Raw genomic sequence first — 18,732 nt, forward strand, 5'->3', positions numbered from 1 at the left:
GCCGCATCGACGCCGGAGAGATCGTCACGCCAATCGCCGTACCCGAAATCCTTGATGTTAGCGCGGGTGAACGCTTCACCCTGACCGAAGCTGCCGCGCGGATTCGGCATAAACACGAAGTAGCCGGCGGAGCACAGCGCGCTGACATTGCGGTTGCCGAAACCGGGCACCGTCTCCGCCGAGGGACCGCCGTGAATCATCGTCACCATCGGATAGGTCTTATTGGCGTCGAAATCGAGCGGATAGACCAGCCAGCCCTGAACATCCAGGCCGTCGCTTTTCCACTGCAGCGAGACCGCCTTTCCGTAGAGGCGCCGCGCGTTTGCGTTGCTCTGCGAGATCTGACGAAGCGAATCGGGGCTTCCCGCCCAGATTTCGGGCGCGTCGTCGAACGACGCCCGCACCAGCGCGATCACGGCGCCGTGGTGCGCGGTCGACCAGCTCCAGAGCGACTCTTCCCCCGGCGTAACCGGATGGCTTTGCTTTCCGGTGGCCGCGTCGATTTGCATCAACTGCATCGTTCCGGAGACGTGCGCGACGACGTCGAGGCTCGCGGCGTCGTTCCAGCGTAGCGACTGCACCGAGAAGCGGTCGCCGTCGGTGAGGTTTCGCGCGGCCCCGCTCTGCGCGTCGACGAGGTAGAGATCGCCGCCGGTCGAGCCGAAGTCGCTCATGATGCCGCCGATGAGAGCGATGCTTTTCCCATCGGGCGACCACTGCGGATCGTTGAGCTGAAGCGCCGGTGCGTAGAGGTCGTGCAGCGCTCCGTCCGCCACGTCGACGCGCGCAAGCCGCGCGATCCACCAGTTGTTGTCGCCGTTGCCTTTTGCGTAGGTCACGGCGATCTGCCGGCCGTCCGGCGACCACCCATACTCGTAAATGTAGCTATCGCCGGGCGTAACGAGCCGGATGTTGCCGCTCGATGCGTCGATGATGGCGAGCCGCTGCTCGTCGACGGTCGAGCCGATGACGCCGACATCGCGCGCTCCCGGCGCCAGCGCGCCGGCCTTGCGATGCGCCGAGGGAATATAGAGGATGGCGAGCGCCCTGCCGTCGGGCGCCCACGTCAGGCGTTGCGCGTTTCCGCTCAGGCGGCCGAGTTGCCGCGCGCCCGATCCGTCAGAACGCGCGACGAAAATCTGCGATTGTCCCTTTGAGCGGGCATCGGAGAGAAACGCGATCTTACTGCCGTCTGGCGACCAAACCGGGTTCTCCTCGTCGTAGAAACCGCTGGCGCTGCCGGCCGTCAGGCGGAATTGCTTTCCGTTTCGCAGCGGCGCGACGTAGATCGAGGTGTAACGCGGCGAGTGCAGCAGGTTGGCTGGATTGTGAAAGCTCTCGTCCCAGGCGACCGCGTCGCCGGCCGGCGCAAGGTTCACGCCGCCGAGATCGTGCAGGGCAAAGGACGCCGTCAGTACTTGAGTCATGGTCGGCGCAGCGGCCACCGGCGCCGCCGCGCCGCTGCAGAGTGCCGCAAGGAGTACCGGCAGCAGCCACCTCACTGCGCACGGCCTTCAATCGTCAACGTGAGCGGCGAGGGATGGCGCGGCTCGTAGAGTCCAAGGCGTTCGCCGCCGGGCAGAACGATCGTCGTCACCAGACCCCATCCTCGTTCGGTGACCGGCTCCGTTTCAACCCCGCGCGCAGCGAGCCGCTCTTTCATCGCGTGCACGTCGTCGCAAATCAGATAGACTTCATGTTCGGGCTCTTCTTCGGTCTCGTGAACGGCCAACTCGGCCGGGGGTGCGGCAAAGATCGGCCATCCGTTGCCCGCATCGACCGAGCGCATCTCGAGCACATCGCTCAAGAATCGCTGCACTTCTCGTGCGTGCCGGCTGAAAAGGAGCACGTGCATTCCGGTGATCATCGGGTCTCCTTTCTAACGGCGATTGCAAATCGCTTCCTTCGAGCGCCCGCTCCTCGGACGAGCCGCACGGCGCTCGGCGGCACGCCGAAGGCTTGCGCTAGCGCGCGGCCCGCAGCAATATTCGCTGCACCGTCGATTGCGCGTTCGCGCACGCGGATCACGAGAAGTTCGCCTTCGTGCGAAGATGGAATGCGCTCGCATGCTTTCCTCATATTATGGGATGTTAAGCCGTGGTTTACCTTTGTTATCCGGCGGGGTAAGATGCCACTTGCTGTTGTAGCATAGCAGCTGTACGAATCGTAGCGTCCACTTCAATGGCGAGGATTGAATGCAAGACGAACACGGATTCCCAGCGATGCACGTGAGGCGTAAGCCCTCGCCTTTGGCGAGGATCGTCCTCGGAGCGGGCGTCGTTGGACTGCTCTTCTTCCTAGCGGTCATCGTGCAATCGTTCTTAGGCGATGCATACCTCTCAAGCGAGGGCGGCTTATGGCAGACCGCGCAGCAGGTGTGGTGCGGAGTTGCATCGTGGAGTTCGAACTGCGGAACGGTACACGGCAGTACAAGTACGAGCACGAGCCTCAGTACGAGCACGAGCGCCGGACGCTAAGGGCGATCCGCTTCAAGTACGCTGCGTTTTTCCGATTTTCCCGGCTATTCGTCACCCATCCGTCACCCACTTGCACTCTTTCGGATCTCTGAAGCCGCACGCCACCGTTATTAAGCCTTACGGTGGTACGGTTTTCTAAATCGCGGTCGGGAGGGGCTCGAACCCCCGCCTACAGGTTGGAAACCTCTGCGCGGCGCAAATCGAAGATTCGGAATACCCGCCCCAGATGGCCCAGCGCGGCAAGGGACTAATGGACCTCACTTGCTTGCTCCGGGACATGTCAGTGTAAGAGACGATATGGGGAACGCAAAGACGGTCGCCGGAGCCTGCATTTGTGCAACTCTCGTAATGGGGTGCGGAGGCCCAGGCCGTAGCGCCTTGCCGGCGAGAACGACATCGCTCGCGCCGGCGACGACTGCTTCGGGCGAAACCGTCCTTTATCGCTTCAAAGGCTACTCTCGCCGGGACGGCCAGGAACCTTTGGGGGGAGTAACGGGGCTGAACGGCGCGCTTTACGGGACCACGGCCGAGGGCGGCGATGCAAAAAGCTGTAACCAGGCCAACAAATGCGGGACAGTGTATCGAGTTAGCGCATCGGGCCGGGAAGAAGTACTCTACAGTTTTAAGGGAGCTCCCGATGGTCAGCAGCCGTTGGGGAATCTGCTGGCGTTAAATGGCCTGCTCTACGGTACGACGGGAGCCGGCGGCGAAAAAAACCTGGGGACCGTCTTTGCGTTCGATCCCGCCACCGGCGCCGAGAGCGTCGTCTATAGTTTCAAAGGGCAAGACGCAGGTGACGGCGCGTATCCGAGCGCTACTCTTGTCGCACTTGACGGCGTGCTCTACGGTACCACTAATCAAGGCGGTGTGTCGGGGTGCACTTTTTATTCTCACGGGTGCGGAGTTATCTTCAGCCTCACGGCCTTGGGCACGGAACACGTGATTCACGTCTTCAACGCTAATAAACAGAACCGCGAGGGTGCTTTCCCGTCCGGTTTGACCGCGACGAATGGCTTGCTGTACGGCGGCACCGCTATAGGAGGTCGCTACTCGGAATCATGCCCTCAAGGATGCGGTATCCTCTACGCGATGAAACCTTCGGGCCGTGGATTTCGCTCGGTCCATCGCTTCAAAGGGGGCAACGACGGTGTTGGGCCGGCGAGCCTGATCTATTTAAACGGTAGATTTTACGGTAACACGAGCGGAGGCGGAGGCTACTCTTGCGACGCCGTCGGCGACGGCTGCGGAACAATCTTTGAAGTCAGTGCATCGGGCGGCGAACACATCCTGCACCATTTCAGGGGCGGATATGATGGAAACGGGCCGAACCGCTTGATCGCCGTGGGAGATACACTCTATGGCACCACGATAGGAGGCGGTTCGTTCTCCTGCACCGGATACGGATGCGGAACAGCCTTCAAAATCAAGACGTCGGGCGCCGGTTACGCCGTCCTTCACAATTTCTTGGCCTCTCCTGACGGCGTTGCTCCTACGGGACCCCTGCTGGACCAAAACGGAACGCTCTACGGAACGACATCCTCCGGCGGTCGAAAAGGCTTAGGAACAATCTTTGAACTAACACCTTGAATCGGAGTTTAAAGATCGCGGTCGGAGGGGCTCGAACCCCCAGCCTACAGGTTCGAAGCCTGTTGCTCTATCCATTGAGCTACGACCGCGTGGCGTCCATTTGCGACCTTGGGTCAGTATTCGCGGCAACGCGAGAGAAAGCCCGCTCGAACCCGATTCTCCGACGACTGCACGGTACGTTACTTCGGGTTGATACTGGTGCTCGTGCTGGTACTTGTGCTCGGAGATACGGGCGGGCAGACAGCCCGGTTTCGTTCGACGCGACATAACTCCACCTGGTGCGTCAAGCGGTTGATGCGGGTTACAAAGTGCGGGCCGTCGGAATCGCGCGCGTGACTAAACGCCCCGAACGCGGCAAAACAAACGTAGATAGCGATCGCCAACAGGGTCGCACCCCAGAGTATAACGGCACCGTTTGCACGCAGTGTATGGATATTCGCGTTGTTCCTCATGGTCTCTCGTAGGATCGTCTAGCGAAGGAGCGCGCGAGCCCCTACGCAACATCCCTCGACTGTTCCTTCGCAGAACTTTTAAGCTGCCTCCCGGGTCCGTTAATGATACGGCTAATCTCTGAGGTGAGAATGCGAGTGTGATCGAACGGCGTTCGAAATGACGCGCGGCCGGGAGCCTCTCGTTTTTTGCGTCGAAGGTTTTTTACAACGGCCCTGAGTACTGCTGCACGCGCGGGGTGATCCTTCGGCCAGCCGGCGATTCGAAGGGCTTCTTCTTGCATTTTTACCCAAGCCTTCTCTAACGCAGCCATCTAGCCTTTCTTCATTAGTCGGTATCGCGCGCAATAAACACGAAAGCAGAATCGCGAGAAAGGAGAACCTGAAACTCTCTACGGCATGAGAGACGCCTGACGTCGGCGACGTCATTGATAAGTTCGGCGGTAGCTACCATGACGGGGCAGTTTCCTTTGAACTGGCCCCTGTCAAACGTGATATCGTATGTCCCCGCCGATACATGGGTAGCAGTAAAGCCACTGCCGTGAAATATGCTACCATCGATAGCGACCTCGCCCGCATTGACCCTTGTGTTTTCGCGATCGGGAGTGACGTACCGAAAGGCAGACGCTGCTGAAGCAAAACCGATGAGGCCGAACGACAGGCCAAGAAGATAGCAAGTTTATTCATGCCTGGATGGATTCATCGTGCCGCAGAACCTTACTTCTTCACGAAGCGAGCACTTGAGGCGCCTCGCGACTTAGCGCACGCACAGCAGTCGCAGAAGCCGACTACTCTCCCGCAGATCGCGCGAGACAAACCTCTTCAAGCGTTCCGTGAACGCTGGCGACATCACGCCGGCAGCGCGAAGCGGCGCGCGTTCTTGAAGGACGACTTACGTCGCCGGCACGCCGCGAAGAAAAAACCGTGAAGCATAGGGCTTTCGAGACTCTGGAGATGTGGGGGTTCGAACCCCAGACCCCCTGCTTGCAAAGCAGGTGCTCTACCAGCTGAGCTACATCCCCACATGCATTGGTTTTCTACATCTTTTTCGGGCGGCCGGAACGCTGAACCTTCGCTCTCAACCGGCTGCGCCGCCCCACGGCTTCCCGCTCGCGAAGCCGTGTTTGCTTAGCGGGTTCCGTTGCGGGCCTGCGCTTGCGGCTGCGCAAGCCTGGCGCCGGGAGCGGGCACGAATATATTCGCACTGCCCCGGCGCAAGCAGCCTCATTCGGCTACGTTACCGTTGATGCTGATTACGGAGATCGATCGAAGGACCAGAGCCTCAGTTTTTCCCGCATCGCATCGTTGATCTCTTGTCGTCCGACAAGCGTGATCGACCCTGTGGTATAGGCTTGGCCACTCTTCTGCTTGAGCGTCATGTTACCGGAGCCGCCTTTGGCCGACAGCTTCGAGATGACGAGCGCCGAGATCGGTCCCTCGCCGATGAGCTTGGAGTTGGACGCCGCCGTGATGTTCGGGAAACCTGCCGTCTCGCCGCTGAACTTTATGCCATGCAGCGGCTTGCCGTCGGTCGACGTGAACAGGTACGCGCAGCCGGCCTGTTTGTTCTTCGTCGCAAACGCGCCGTAATAATAGTAGAGTTTCTGCGGCTTCGGCGTTGGTGTTGGTTTCGGCGTCGGAGTCGGCTTCGGCGTCGGGGTCGGCTTCGGCGTCGGGGTCGGCTTGGTGTAGCTTTCCAAGGCCCAAAGCGCCTCGTCATTACCCGTGACCGCTGTAAACGTCGTACCTTTGACGTTACCGAACGCAAAATAGCTAAGGTATTTTCCGGGCACTTTCCGCTTGGGCGCCGAGCACGCGCTTCCAGCTAGCGGCGACGGCGCGGACGCATCGGACGCAGAGGCATCGCCCGGCGCGGCCGAAGGCGTGTAGCCGCCCGAACCGATGCCGTGGCACGCGACGAGCAGCGCCGCTACGAAGAGCGCGACGCCGCAATTTAATCGTACACCGTTGGTCATTCCGTAAAACCTCCGAAATAGTAAGCACCAAGGCTCTTTGAGTTGCAAAGACCCCTTGCTTCCTTTCTAAGCTCTCGCGCCGACATCCCTGGGACTTTAGGACGTAAAAGGCGCCTCGGAGGAGTCACAATATAGGCCCTGAATACCGGCGGGTTGCCGTAGCGGCGGCCGGCCTCATGGGGGCATAGCTCAGCTGGTAGAGCATTACGCTGGCAGCGTAAGGGTCAGGAGTTCGAGTCTCCTTGCCTCCACCATAGAACGCTCGTTTTAACGAGCGTTTTTTCGTTGCCTCCGCCGGCGTCTGCCTTGGAGGGAGCGGCGCACAGGCCGATAACTCCGTGCACACCTACAGGAGAGTTTTTTGAAACGGTTAGTCGGATTGCTTGCGGCGCTGGCATTCGTTAACGCGGCGCCGTCTCTCGCAGCGCAGGCCGCAGGATCGGCGAAGGCTTCGCCAGCGGCGCCGGCCGCGGGCACCGAGGTCGCGGACTCGGTGACGCACCACACGCTGGCGATGAACGGGACCACGCTCGCCTACACGGCGCGTGCCGGGACGATCACGCTAAAGGGGCCCGACGAGAAGCCGACGGCGAAAATGTTTTACGTTGCGTACACGCTCGACGGCAGCGATCCGAACCGCCGCCCGGTTACCTTTCTCTACAACGGCGGCCCCGGCAGCAGCACGATGTGGCTGCACATGGGCTCCTTTGGGCCGGTGCGCGTTGCAACGGCGGACGGCACGCTGACCGGTCCACCGCCGTACCACATCGCCGCCAATCAGTACAGCCTGCTGGCTCGCAGCGACCTAGTGTTTATCGACATGCCCGGAACCGGCTTCGGCCGAATCGACGCAAAGCCGAGCGAGTTCTTCGGGCTCGATCAGGACGTTCGCGCGTTCGCGCAGTTCATTCAGCGATATATCACCACATTCGGACGTTGGAACTCACCCAAGTTTCTCTTCGGCGAAAGCTACGGCACGACGCGCTCCGCCGCGCTGGTCGACTACCTGGAGCGCAACGCCGGCATCGGTATCAACGGTGTGGTGCTGCAGTCGACGATTTTGAACTTCGGCCTCGACAACGGCGAGGTGGGCGGCGACGACTGGGGATACATCCTCTACTTGCCGACGGAGGCGGCGACGGCGTGGTATCACAAGACGCTGCCCAATTCGCCGGCCGCCTTGGGTGCGCTGCTGCCTGGCGTCGAGCGCTTCGCACTGGGTGAGTATGCCGACGCGCTCTCCAAAGGCGCCTTCTGCCCGCCCGGCGAGTACGCCGACGTCGTCTCGAAGCTGCACCAGTACCTTGGCGTCTCCGACCAATACATTCGCAACTCGGACTTGCGCATTCCGTACAACCGGCTGGAGAGCGAGCTGCTGCGCGGCCAAGGCGTCGCGGTCGGACGGCTCGACTCGCGTTTTCAAACGCCGTCGCTGGACCGCGTCGAGGATCAGCCCGACTGGGACCCCGCCGACGCCGCGATCGACTCGGCGTTCACGGCGGCGGTGAACTCCTACCTGCGCGGACCACTCGCGTACAGTACGCCGCTGCTCTATAACAAGAGCGCGTACCGCGAGATCCGCGCTGCCGGCGGCTGGGACTTCAAGCATCGCGGGATCTCGCAGCCCGACGTCTCGGTCGACCTAGGAGAGGCGCTTTCGTATAACCCCGATCTGCGAATTTTCTCGGCGAACGGGTACTACGACTTTGCCACTCCGTACTTCGAGACGATGTACGTGCTCGGACACCTCGGCGTGCTGCCCGCGCTGCAGAAAAACATCACGTACGGTTTCTATCCATCGGGGCACATGATCTACCTGCAGCCGCAGGCAATCGCATCGATGCACAACGACCTCGAGCGTTGGTATGCCGCCACGCTGGCGGGGCACTAGGAGATGCACAGCCTGAAGTACTCCGCTGCTGCGGCCTTCCTCGCATTCGTGGCGGCGTCTGCACCGGCCGCCACCGAATCCAAGGGCGCACCCTCGCCGATCGTTCCCGACTCGGTAACGACGCACTCGATCGTTCTCCACGCAAACCGGTACGACTACACCGCGCGCGCGGGGTTGATCGCGCTGCGGGATACGAACGAGAAGCAGACCGCGACGATGTTCTACACGGCGTATACGCTCAACGGAGCCAACCCGCGCACACGCCCGGTGACCTTCTTCTACAACGGCGGCCCCGGGAGCGCGACGATCTGGCTGCGGATGGGCTCGTTCGGCCCGGTCCGCGTCGTCGTGGGTAACGCGTCGATGACGCCGCCCGCGCCCTATCGTTTAGTAGGAAATCAATACTCGCTGCTCGATACGAGTGACCTCGTCTTCGTCGACATGGCTGCGAGCGGATACGGACGAATCCTGCCCGGCGCGGACCCCAAGAAGATCTTCGGCAGCGACAACGACGTGAAGGCCTTCGCGCAGTTCGTCGAGCGCTATCTCAAGCGATTCAACCGCTGGAACTCGCCGAAGTTTCTCTTTGGTGAGTCTTACGGCACACCGCGCTCGGCGATGCTGGTCGATTATCTGCAGAGCCAAGGCATCGGCGTCAACGGCGTCGTCCTGCAGTCGTCGATCCTGAACTTCGGGCTGGCCTCATCCGACACGTACGGCGGCGCGAGCACCGACGACTGGCAGTACATTTTCGCTCTACCGACCGAAGCCGCCACGGCCTGGTACTTCAAAGCGGTGCCGGGCGCTCCGCGCAGCCTCCCGGAATATGTTAATCAGGTACGCGACTTCGCCATGGGCGAGTACCGCAACGCGCTCGCCCAGGGTGCGACCCTGCCGCCCGCCGAGTACGATAGAATCGTGGCGCAGCTGCACCATTACACCGGCATCTCGGAGGCCTACATCCGCAGCGCTGACCTGCGCATCGACGGCTCGCGCTTCCTGGCGGAGTTCCGGCGCAATCAGGGCAGAACACAAGGCGCGTATGACGGCCGCTACTGGCTGTATACCGTCGACCGCGAATCGCCCAACCCGCAGCTCGAGGCCACCGACGCCGCTATCGACGCGGCATACGTTGCATCACAGAACGCGTACTTTCACGACACGCTCAAGTACCAAACGCCGCTGCTCTACTCACGGGAGCGTATGCGACCATCTCGGCAAGCGGCCCCTGGGACTACAAGCATCGCGACGAGCTGCCGCTCAACTCGGCGCGCGATCTCCAAGAGGCGATGACGAGGGATCCGAACCTGCGGGTATTTTCCGCAAACGGCTACTACGACTCGGTCACGCCGTGGCTCGCCACCATCTACGCGCTGGCCCACTTGGGGCTGGAAGCGCCGCTGCAGGGACACATCGCCTACGGATTCTATCCGGCAGGCCACATGATCTACTTAAATCCGGTCGCGCTGGGGCAGTTCCACGACGACCTCGAGCGATGGTATCGAAGCACGTTGAACGTTCGTTAGCGCTGCGCCGCGTGCGCTCAAAGCTGGCCTGGCAAGGGGACCAAGCGGGGGACTGCTGCCCCCGTAGCGTATAGCGGTTACCTACCCGGTTCGAGCCATGGAGGACGTGAGGTTTGTACTCCCTGGTGTTCAGGTTTCCGTTCGTTGCTTCTGAGAGGAAGAGTTCTATGAAATTTCGCGTTCTTGTCGGTCTCGCCGCCGTAGGGTTCGTTTCGCTTTCTGCATGTGGAAGCATCAACACGACGGGCGGCCTAGGCGGCACACCGGCCGCTAATGCGGTCATCCCGCTAACCAGTACTCTGATGGTCACAGCACGCTATGGAAAGAGCCCGATTCCCCATTTGGAAATTACGTTGACCCGAGGCACCTGGCCTAAGGGTAAGCTGATCGCAAAAGGCAAGACCGGGCCGATGGGCCGAGTCACGTTGTCCGGCAACTGGACGGCGCAAGAAACAATCTGTGTGGGGGGCAAATACGTCAGAGCCTCCGGCATCTTCGAGGCGAGTCATTGCGAACGGCCCGCCCCTCGATCCGTCACTCTGGACTTCCAGCCACATCACGACTCGATCGGCGGCACCCCCCGTCGCGATCTACAGGAGAACAGGAAGTGAGCTTCTTACGCCTATCTGCAACGGCGGCCGCGTTGGTCGCACTGTACCTCTTCGGAACGCTCGCTGCGGTGCATGCCGGAACCTTGCCCAATATCAGCGGTACGTGGTACGCGCAAGGAGATGCTGCAAAGCGCTGCCATATCGAGCAGAGTGGGCTTGACGTTTCGTTTACCAACGAGATTGGCTCTCACGCGCACGGCAAATTTACCGATCCGTCCACGCTTTCGGCGAGCTGGCCGGACTGGCATAACTCAGCGGGCGTGGGGCCGCGCACCACGTACACCGGCACCATCGGCAGCGGTCTCTCGGTGATTCGCTGGAGCAACGGCACGTACTGGACGCGACATCCGCGCTAGCTAGTCCGGCGACGTCGCCAGCATCTTGGCCTGCGCCGCAAGGTCCGAAACGTCGATTCCGGCGTGCTGCGCGATCTGCAGCAGCAGCTTATTTTGAAGTTCCTGATGGTAGAGCAGGCGCGAGATCGAGTCGTGATCGGCTTCCGCGCGCAGCTCGGCGTGCTGCGTCTGCTGCTTTTGCGCGACGGCGATCACGAAGATCAGGATCAACTGCAAAACGTTCGAGCACGTAAGAAGAAAGACGAAGGGGAAGGGATCCCAGTGCGTTGCGGCGCCGACGCCGATCCAGAGAAGTTGAACGAGGATCGCCAGGAGCAGCGCGATCGGCGCGCCCGTCGCATCGGCGATGCGGCGACAGATCTTCTCAGTCTCGCTGAGCTGATCTTGATGCTCGGCGTTGACGTCGTCGACGAGCGGGTGATCCTCGACGTCGGTGGTGTGACTCATTGGGACTTCTCCTTTCGAGCGACGCTGGGAGGGCGTTCGAAGAGCCAGCGGATGACGGCGGCGTTCACCAGCTTGTGCTCTTCGCGGTGAAGGCGCTCCATCAGCGCTGCCTCTTCTTCCGCGGGTGCGACGCGAAGCGGTTTTCGCGCCAGGACTGGTCCCCGATCGGTCGCCGGCGTTACGCGGTGAACGGTTGCGCCGATCCACGAACTTTCGCCCGCGAGCGCATCGCGCACCGCGTGCGGGCCGCGAAACGCGGGGATCCGCGTACCGTCAGGCATCACGACCGAATCCTCCGCCGGGTCGAGCGGCAAGTAGGCCGGATGAAGGTTCAGCAGGTCCGGAAAAGCGCGCACGAACGGCTCCGCGAGCAAATGCATCCAGCCCAGCAGCAGCACGAGATCCGGCTCGTGCGAAGCCGCCTCCTCGAGCAAGCGCGCGTCGTACTGCGCGCGCGTCTCTCGCGCACGATCCCAGCTGAGCGCTCGAACCGCGGGCACGCCGCCCCGGCGAGCCCGTTCGAGGGCGAACGCGCGCGAATCGTTGCTGACGACCGCGACGACCTCTACCGGCAAGCTTCCCGCCCCCGACGCGTCGAGCACGGCCTGTAGATTGCTTCCGTTCCCTGAAGCCAAAACCAGCGTGCGCGGCCGCGGCGCCAGCAGCGCGCTGCGCTCGAATCGTTCCGCGATGCGCGCGCCGGCCGCGTCGGCGTAGTAGCGGATCAGCGCTTCACCGTTAACCGCCGGTATCAGTGCGCGCCCGTAGCCGCGATCGGCAAGGCCCGCGAGCGCGCGGCGCAGCAGCGCGACCCCTAGGCCGCTCTTGCGTTCGGCGGCGGCAACGCCGAACGGCCCGAAGAGGCCCACGTCCGGCGCGCGGCCCAGCCCCGCGAGCCAGCGAAAGCGCAATCCTTGCGCGCAGATCGTCGCAAAGCCGATCGGCGTGGTCACGCGGCGCGCGATCAGCGTTGCGCCCGCTGCCGCCTCCGAGCTCCAGGTTGCGCTGAACGTTTCGTCGATCCATGCCAACGTGCGCTCGTCGGCGGGTGCCGCCGCGGAGATGGCGCCTTGCGGTGCAGGAGGGAGAGCGGAGAGCGTATCGAGGTCGACGATGAGATTGACGAGCGTCGACACGTCAGCTGTGAATGACTACCTGCGGTTCGTCGCCCGCGCGCGATTCGATCCAGCCGACGACGCGTGCGCCCGAGACCGCCCCGACCGCGGCAGCCGCGTCGGTCACCGGCACGACCAGCGTATAACCGATGCCCATGTTGAAAACCCGGTAGCGCTCCTGCGCGCTAAGATCCCCGCGCCGCACGAGCTCCGCAACGATCGGCGGCACGTTCCAGCGCTGCTGTTCGAAGACCGCTTTGACGCCCGCAGGCAGCGTGCGTCCGACGTTTTCGAGCAGACCGCCGCCGGTTATATGCGCCATCGACTTGACCCGCGCGACGCGCTCGATCGCGCGGACGTCAGCATAATAAGAGGGATGCTCGGCGAGCAGGGCATCGGCGTACGTGCCGTCGCCGAAGGCGGCGTTCCATTCCGAACGATCGATCAGCGCACGAGCGAGCGAGTAACCATTGGTGTGCAGGCCGACGGACGGCAGTCCGACGATCGCGTCGCCGGGCTCGACGCCGCCGAGCCGCGAAAGCGCTTCGACCTCAACGATGCCGACGATCGTGCCCGCCAGATCGAAGTGTCCGGCTTGATAGAGGCCCGGCATCTCGGCCGTCTCTCCGCCGAGGAGCGCGCAGTTGTGGCGGCGGCAGGCCTCCGCGCAGCCGCGTACGATCTCGGCGGCAACTTGCGGCTCGAGCCTGCCGACCGCGAGGTAATCTAAAAAGAAGAGCGGCGTCGCGTCGCAGACCAGAATGTCGTTGACGCAGTGATTGACGAGATCGGCCCCGACGCTGCCGTATCGTCCCAGCTCGGTGGCGACGAGCACCTTGGTGCCGACGCCGTCGGTCGAGGCAACGAGCGCGCGGCCGCCCTCATCCGGGAGGCGGAAAATGCCGGCGAAACCGCCGATGACGTCGAGTTGCGCGGGGTGGCGCCACGCTCCGAGCACTTCCCGGTACCGCGCGACGGCTTCGTTGCCGGCGGCCACGTCGACGCCGGCGCGGGCGTAGCTCTCGGGGGCGGCTTTTTGCTCCGGACGAGGATTCTCCCAGCTTTCCGCCATAGGCTGGCAGTAGTTCACCGTTCGAAAGGCTCACCATGCAAGTTCGTCTTATTCACGATGCGCCCGACCACGCGCGTGCCGGAGCGCTCATCGTGCCCTTCTTTTCCGATAGCCCGCTGGAAGGCACCAGCGCGGAAGTCGACACTGCGCTCGGCGGCACGATCGCCGACGCGCTCGCCAGCAAAGAGATCGCCGGACGCCTCGGCGAGCACGTTCTCGTCTACGCAAAAGGCCAGTCCTATCGCCGGGTTCTCGCCGTTTCACTCGGCGAACGCGCGCGCTTCGAGCCCAGCTTTCTCGCCCGCTACGCCGGAAGCGCCGTACGCTATCTGGGGCGCCGCAACGTCGAGGAGATCGCATTCGCGTTGCCCGGCGAAGCCCAGGGCCACGAGGCGGCGTGCGCTTCGTTCATTGCCGAGGGCGCGATCACCGGCGCATTCGAAACGACGCTCTATCAGGGGAAGCCCGAGCGCAACATCGTGACCAACGACATCGCGATCCTCGCCGGTTCGCTCAACGAAGCGGAGCTGCAGCGCGGGATTGCGCGCGGCAGCGCACTCGGCAATGCGGTGAACCTCGCGCGGCGCCTCGCGCTCACGCCGGCCAACGACATGACGCCCACACATCTCGCGCAAGAGGCGACAAAGGCCGCGCAGGCCGGTGGCCTCGAGATCGAAGTCTTCGACGAAGACCGGGCGCGGCGCGAAGGCATGGGATCCTTTCTATCGGTCGCGCAGGGCAGCTCGCAGCCTCCCAAGTTCATCATCATGCGCTACAACGGCGATCCGGGAAGCAAAGAGCTGCTGGCGCTCGTCGGCAAGGGCATCACCTTCGATTCCGGCGGCATCTCGATCAAGCCCGCGGAGCGCATGGAGGACATGAAGTACGACATGTCCGGCGGCGCGGGCGTGATCGCCGCGATGTCGGCGCTCGGCGCGCTAAAACCCAAACTCAACGTCGTCGGCATCGTCCCCGCAACGGAGAACATGCCCGGCGGTAAAGCGACCAAACCGGGCGATATCGTCACCGCGATGAACGGCAAAACGATCGAAGTGATCAACACCGATGCCGAGGGACGCTTGGTTCTCGCCGACGGGCTGACGTATGCAAACAAGCTCGGCGCGACGAAGATCGTCGACGCCGCCACGCTTACGGGCGCCTGCGTTATCGCGCTCGGGCACGCGAGCTCCGCGGCCGTCACCAACAACGAGGCCTTTGGCGCAGAGTTCCTCGCGGCGGCCAAGCCGACCGGCGAACGCTACTGGCAAATGCCGTACTACGACGACTACCTCACCGCGATGAAGAGCGATATCGCCGATCTGAAGAACACCGGCGGCCGCGCGGCGGGAACGCTGACGGCAGCGGCGTTCTTGCGCGAGTTCGTCGACTCGACGCCCTGGATTCACCTCGACATCGCCGGCACCGCCTATCTCGACAACGAATCGGCGTGGCAAGCGAAGGGTCCGACGGGAACTCCGGTCCGCGCGTTCATCGCTTTGGTAGAATCGCTCGCGCGCGGCGGCGCCGAAAAAGCCTCTCCGAACGGAGCGAGGACGGCAGAGATAAAGGTGTGAAGGCAGCACGCAACGGCCGGGAGAGCGCCCGTCCGTACGAGCCGGAGAAGAATCCGGCCATCCGCCGCCTGACGGCGGGAGCGATAAAACGCCGCAAGGGCAAGACGATCTTTCCGATTGCGACCGCGTACGACGCGCCGTTCGCACAGTTCGTCGAGCGGGCCGGCATCGACGTCGTCTTGGTCGGCGACAGCGTGGGCAACGTCGTACTCGGCTACGACGAGACCACACCCGTGACGCTCGAGAACATGATCTATCATACGCAGGCCGTCGCGCGCGGAACGACGCGCGCGCATATCATGGCCGATATGCCCTTCGGCTCGTATCAAGTGAGCAACGAGGACGCGCTGCGCTCGGCAATCGCGCTGGTGAAAGCGGGCGGCGCGTGTTCGGTCAAACTCGAAGGCGGCCGCGATCAGGCCGAGCGGATTCGGGCGATCACCGGCGCCGGCATTCCGGTCGTCGGCCACATCGGCGTAACGCCGCAGACCGCCGGGCTCGGCCCGGGCTTCAAGATGCGCACGCACCGCGATCGATTGATCGACGACGCGCGCTCGGTCGAAACGGCGGGCGCCTACGCGATCGTTCTCGAGGTCGTCGACTACGAGATCTCGCGCGAAATCACCGAGATGCTCTCGATCCCGACGATCGGCATCGGCTCGGGGCCGCACTGTGATTCGCAAGTGCTCGTGCTCCACGATATTCTCGGCATGTATCCGCACTCACCCAGCTTTGCCAAACGCTACGCCGAGATCGGCGAAATGGCGACGCAAGCGCTGCAAGCCTACGCGCGCGACGTCTCCGAGCGCACCTTTCCGGCCTAGGACCGATAGCGCCGGCCACAGTGCCGGCCAGTTGGCACTCTAGGCGGCTAGGCTCTTTCGTATGCTGGAAACGAACGACTCATCCGATCCGCTGATCATCGCGCTCCGCGCTTTCGAGCGCGTGCTTCTTGCGTGCGACGCCACACCTCGAGCGCGTCGACGCGGCGCCGAAGGAAGCCGAGCTCCTCAACGAGCGCCAGACCACCCTTGGCCAACTGACCGGCTTGCCCCGGCAACGGTGATTCCGCTTCGTCCTCGGCGTCGCTAGGCGAGGCCTCGCGGACCTGCGCGCCGGCCCGCTCGAGCGCGGCGGTGACGAAGCTCGCCGCGCGAGCGCGTGCCGCTTCGCTGAGCTTTCGCCCGATGGGACGAACCTCGAGAATCATCGCCGATTTGTTGGCTTCGACCAACAAGCGCGAATCGTCGCGCTCGAGCCCGTAGAGCGTCTCAGCGCTCGTCCCAAGGGCGCGCGCGATGCGCACGACGACGCTGACCGAGGGGTTCAGCCGCTGGTCGGATTCGATCTTAAAGAGCGTTGGGTGATTGACTTCGGCCCGGCGCGCGAGCTCGTTCTGCGACCATCCCAAAGCACGGCGCCGCGCGGCAATCCTTTTTCCCAGCGTCACCCATTTGGACTGTAGCGTGCCGTAAGCAAGACCCTTGAACCACGTGGTCTTGGCAGTTGGTACTGCTAGGCGGTGGTTGCGTGGAGTTCGTACGGAGCGTGGGTCGACGGGACGTTCGGGTAATCGCCGACGAAGCACCCCAGACACATATCTTCTCGCTTACGCCCTACCGCACCGATCAGGCCGTCGAGGCTGAGATAGCCGAGCGAATCGGCGCCGGTCTTGCGGCGGATCTCGTCGACGGTGTAGTTTGCGGCGATCAGCTCGTCGTAGGTCGCCATGTCGACGCCGAGATAGCAGGGATGCTTGATCGGCGGCGAGGTGATGCGCAGGTGCACTTCGCGCGCCCCGGCCTCGCGCACGAGTGCGACGATGCGCGGCGTCGTCGTGCCGCGGACGATCGAATCATCGACGACGATGACCCGTTGATCGCGCAGGTTCTCGACCACGGGATTAAACTTGAGATGGACGCCGCGCGAGCGCATGCGCTGGTCCGGACTGATGAACGTGCGCCCGATATACCGGTTCTTGATGAGCCCCTCGATATACGGCAAGCCGCTTTCGGCAGCGTAGCCGATGCCGCCGGCGACGGCGGAATCGGGGACGGCCATTACGACGTCGGCCTCGACCGGATGCTCGCGCGCCAGCTGCCGGCCCATCTCGTAGCGCGCCATGTAGACGGAGCGGTCGTTGAGCCGCGAGTCCGGGCGCGCGAAGTAGATGTATTCGAACATGCACAGCGCCTGCTGTGCGTCCTCGACCGGCATCCGAAGGGTCTCGAGTCCGGAGGCGGTAATCCGCACGATCTCGCCGCGTTCGATCTCGCGCACGTACTGAGCGCCGACGGTTCCCAGCGCGCAGGACTCCGAGGCGACGACGTAGCCGCCCTCGCTGAGCGCGCCGAGACAGAGCGGCCGCACGCCCCACGGATCGCGGAAAGCATAGAGTTCGTCTTGCGTGCAGAGGACCACGGAGTAAGCGCCGCGCGCGCGCGCCAGTACCGAGGCGATCCGGTCGAACATCGAGCCTTTCGACTCGACGATCAGCTTCGCCATGATTTCGGAATCGGAGGTTGCCTGCAGCACCGTCGTGGGGGAGAGCGACTCGCGCAGCTCGTCGGTGTTGGTCAGGTTCCCGTTGTGTGCAAACGCAAAGTCGCCAAGCTCCGTGCGTTCGAGCAGCGGCTGCGCGTTGACGACGATCGACGAACCGGTCGTGGAATAGCGCGTGTGGCCGATCGCGATGTAACCGCTGAGTTCGCTGAGAATCTCTTCATCGAAGATGGCGCCCAGCAGGCCCATCTCTTTGTGCGAACGGATCGTCCCGCCGTCGGCTGCGGCGATACCCGCCGACTCTTGTCCGCGATGCTGCAGCGCGTAGAGCGCAAAGAACGCGAGGCGGGCTGCATCGCGTCCGGGTGCGAAGACTCCGGTTATCCCGCACATCTCACACCATTATACCAGGCCGCTAGTCTGAAGATCGTCTCCCGCCAAAAATCTGCAGCAAGGCAAGGAAGATATTGATCGCGTCCAGGTAGATGCTGGTGGCCATCTGGACGGGCGTGAGGCCATCTCCCCCGGCGCGCAAGCGAGCAAAATCGATGAGTACCAGGCCGGAGAAAATCACCAGCGTCAGCCACGCATAGGTCTCCGGATGGATAAAGCGCACGAAGAGCGAGATGACGCCGACGACCACTAAACCGAGCAAGGCGATCGTAAAGATGCCCGCAAAGCGGCGCAGGTCCAGCCCGGTGCCATAGACGATCGCCGCCAAGGCAAACATGCCGAGCCCCGTCGTGAGGGCCGCGTTGACGACGACGTCGGGCCCGAAGGCGGTGAGATACTGGTGGACGACCGGCGCGATGCCGATCCCTTCGCAGAACGTGAATGCGTAGAAGAGAATCAGCGAGAGCGGCTCGTTTCGGCGCGCAGCGTTCATCGCCAGGAGCAGAATGAAGCCGACGATCATCGCGACCAAGCCGAGCCCGTATGGTACGCCCTGGAAGAGCCATGCGGCCAGCGCGGTTACGCATAAGCCCAGCGCCGTGAGACCCAGCACCTGCGCGAGCATCGAGTTGACCGGCACCGCCGGAGCAGCCGGGCCGCCATACGGCGGCTGCGGTTGAAAGCGATAAGCCATACGTCCCTTAATATCCCTTTCCGGAGCGCCAAGTTGCAGTCGGCAGGGTGGGCATCCTGCGC

Annotated in this window: 18 protein-coding genes and 3 tRNA genes; 10 read left to right on the top strand and 11 right to left on the bottom strand. The window is 63.1% G+C overall.

Annotated elements, in window-relative coordinates; genetic code table 11:
- Together VGG51_00715 and VGG51_00720 are read right to left on the bottom strand one after the other, a co-directional pair.
- The coding region (locus tag VGG51_00715; GenBank protein HEY1881547.1) for a prolyl oligopeptidase family serine peptidase at positions 1–1,502 on the bottom strand (1,502 nt) is incomplete at its 3' end.
- Positions 1,499–1,867, bottom strand: coding sequence for a hypothetical protein (locus VGG51_00720; GenBank protein ID HEY1881548.1), 369 nt, complete (start codon positions 1,865–1,867; stop codon positions 1,499–1,501). The genes VGG51_00715 and VGG51_00720, both read right to left, overlap by 4 nt.
- Before the next feature lie 382 nt (positions 1,868–2,249).
- Between VGG51_00720 and VGG51_00725 the strand changes: the two genes are divergently transcribed.
- Entirely contained in the window at positions 2,250–2,477 is a 228-nt protein-coding gene (locus VGG51_00725; GenBank protein HEY1881549.1) for a hypothetical protein, read from the top strand.
- Positions 2,478–2,825: 348 nt separating this feature from the next.
- Positions 2,826–4,064 (top strand): choice-of-anchor tandem repeat GloVer-containing protein, encoded by a 1,239-nt coding sequence (locus VGG51_00730; protein HEY1881550.1) that lies wholly within the window; start codon positions 2,826–2,828, stop codon positions 4,062–4,064.
- 16 nt (positions 4,065–4,080) lie between these two features.
- Here VGG51_00730 and VGG51_00735 read toward each other — a convergent pair.
- The 3 genes from VGG51_00735 to VGG51_00745 form a co-directional block, all read right to left on the bottom strand.
- Positions 4,081–4,153, bottom strand: a tRNA-Arg gene (locus VGG51_00735).
- 1,309 nt (positions 4,154–5,462) lie between these two features.
- A tRNA-Ala gene (locus tag VGG51_00740) sits at positions 5,463–5,535 on the bottom strand.
- Positions 5,536–5,766: 231 nt separating this feature from the next.
- On the bottom strand, positions 5,767–6,489 hold the full coding sequence (locus VGG51_00745) for a hypothetical protein (protein ID HEY1881551.1): 723 nt from the start codon (positions 6,487–6,489) through the stop codon (positions 5,767–5,769).
- A 178-nt stretch (positions 6,490–6,667) separates the two neighbouring features.
- On the opposite strand from VGG51_00745, the gene VGG51_00750 reads away from it, so the two are divergent.
- The 6 genes from VGG51_00750 (at position 6,668) to VGG51_00775 (ending at position 10,873) form a co-directional block, all read left to right on the top strand.
- Positions 6,668–6,743 (top strand) — tRNA-Ala (locus tag VGG51_00750).
- A 107-nt stretch (positions 6,744–6,850) separates the two neighbouring features.
- The gene (locus VGG51_00755) at positions 6,851–8,380 is read left to right on the top strand and encodes a hypothetical protein (GenBank protein HEY1881552.1); all 1,530 of its coding nucleotides are present in this window, start codon (positions 6,851–6,853) and stop codon (positions 8,378–8,380) included.
- Positions 8,381–8,383: 3 nt separating this feature from the next.
- A complete protein-coding gene (locus tag VGG51_00760; GenBank protein ID HEY1881553.1) occupies positions 8,384–9,673 on the top strand; it encodes a hypothetical protein in 1,290 nt (429 codons plus the stop codon).
- Positions 9,670–9,906 carry a hypothetical protein gene (locus VGG51_00765; GenBank protein HEY1881554.1) on the top strand — a complete coding sequence of 79 codons (237 nt, stop codon included), beginning with the start codon at positions 9,670–9,672 and terminating at the stop codon, positions 9,904–9,906. The genes VGG51_00760 and VGG51_00765 overlap by 4 nt, the downstream gene beginning before the upstream one ends.
- A gap of 167 nt (positions 9,907–10,073) precedes the next feature.
- Positions 10,074–10,517, top strand: a complete 444-nt coding sequence (locus tag VGG51_00770) for a hypothetical protein (GenBank protein ID HEY1881555.1) — start codon at positions 10,074–10,076, stop codon at positions 10,515–10,517.
- The gene (locus tag VGG51_00775) at positions 10,514–10,873 is read left to right on the top strand and encodes a hypothetical protein (protein HEY1881556.1); all 360 of its coding nucleotides are present in this window, start codon (positions 10,514–10,516) and stop codon (positions 10,871–10,873) included. The genes VGG51_00770 and VGG51_00775 overlap by 4 nt, the downstream gene beginning before the upstream one ends.
- Here VGG51_00775 and VGG51_00780 read toward each other — a convergent pair whose 3' ends face one another.
- From VGG51_00780 to purM, 3 genes are read right to left on the bottom strand one after another with little or no spacing between them, the layout of a single operon-like run.
- Positions 10,874–11,320, bottom strand: a complete 447-nt coding sequence (locus VGG51_00780; GenBank protein ID HEY1881557.1) for a DUF1003 domain-containing protein — start codon at positions 11,318–11,320, stop codon at positions 10,874–10,876.
- Entirely contained in the window at positions 11,317–12,456 is a 1,140-nt protein-coding gene (locus tag VGG51_00785; GenBank protein ID HEY1881558.1) for a GNAT family N-acetyltransferase, read from the bottom strand. Before VGG51_00785 ends, VGG51_00780 begins: the two co-directional genes overlap by 4 nt.
- A gap of 1 nt (position 12,457) precedes the next feature.
- Positions 12,458–13,507 (bottom strand): phosphoribosylformylglycinamidine cyclo-ligase, encoded by a 1,050-nt coding sequence (purM, locus tag VGG51_00790; GenBank protein ID HEY1881559.1) that lies wholly within the window; start codon positions 13,505–13,507, stop codon positions 12,458–12,460.
- 35 nt (positions 13,508–13,542) lie between these two features.
- Here purM and VGG51_00795 point away from each other — a divergent pair, with 35 nt between their 5' ends.
- The gene (locus VGG51_00795; protein ID HEY1881560.1) at positions 13,543–15,081 is read left to right on the top strand and encodes a leucyl aminopeptidase; all 1,539 of its coding nucleotides are present in this window, start codon (positions 13,543–13,545) and stop codon (positions 15,079–15,081) included.
- A complete protein-coding gene (gene panB, locus VGG51_00800; protein HEY1881561.1) occupies positions 15,078–15,905 on the top strand; it encodes a 3-methyl-2-oxobutanoate hydroxymethyltransferase in 828 nt (275 codons plus the stop codon). Before VGG51_00795 ends, panB begins: the two co-directional genes overlap by 4 nt.
- Positions 15,906–16,000: 95 nt before the next feature.
- Here panB and VGG51_00805 read toward each other — a convergent pair whose 3' ends face one another.
- The 3 genes from VGG51_00805 to VGG51_00815 all read right to left on the bottom strand — a co-directional run bounded on the left by VGG51_00805 (position 16,001) and on the right by VGG51_00815 (position 18,670).
- Positions 16,001–16,531, bottom strand: a complete 531-nt coding sequence (locus VGG51_00805; protein HEY1881562.1) for a helix-turn-helix transcriptional regulator — start codon at positions 16,529–16,531, stop codon at positions 16,001–16,003.
- Positions 16,532–16,596: 65 nt separating this feature from the next.
- Positions 16,597–17,976, bottom strand: a complete 1,380-nt coding sequence (gene purF / locus VGG51_00810; GenBank protein ID HEY1881563.1) for an amidophosphoribosyltransferase — start codon at positions 17,974–17,976, stop codon at positions 16,597–16,599.
- Positions 17,977–17,998: 22 nt separating this feature from the next.
- Positions 17,999–18,670, bottom strand: coding sequence for a Bax inhibitor-1 family protein (locus tag VGG51_00815; GenBank protein HEY1881564.1), 672 nt, complete (start codon positions 18,668–18,670; stop codon positions 17,999–18,001).
- Between the last annotated feature and the right edge of the window lie 62 nt (positions 18,671–18,732).

The sequence above is a fragment of the Candidatus Cybelea sp. genome, from assembly GCA_036489315.1.
Taxonomy (GTDB): Bacteria; Vulcanimicrobiota; Vulcanimicrobiia; order Vulcanimicrobiales; family Vulcanimicrobiaceae; genus Cybelea.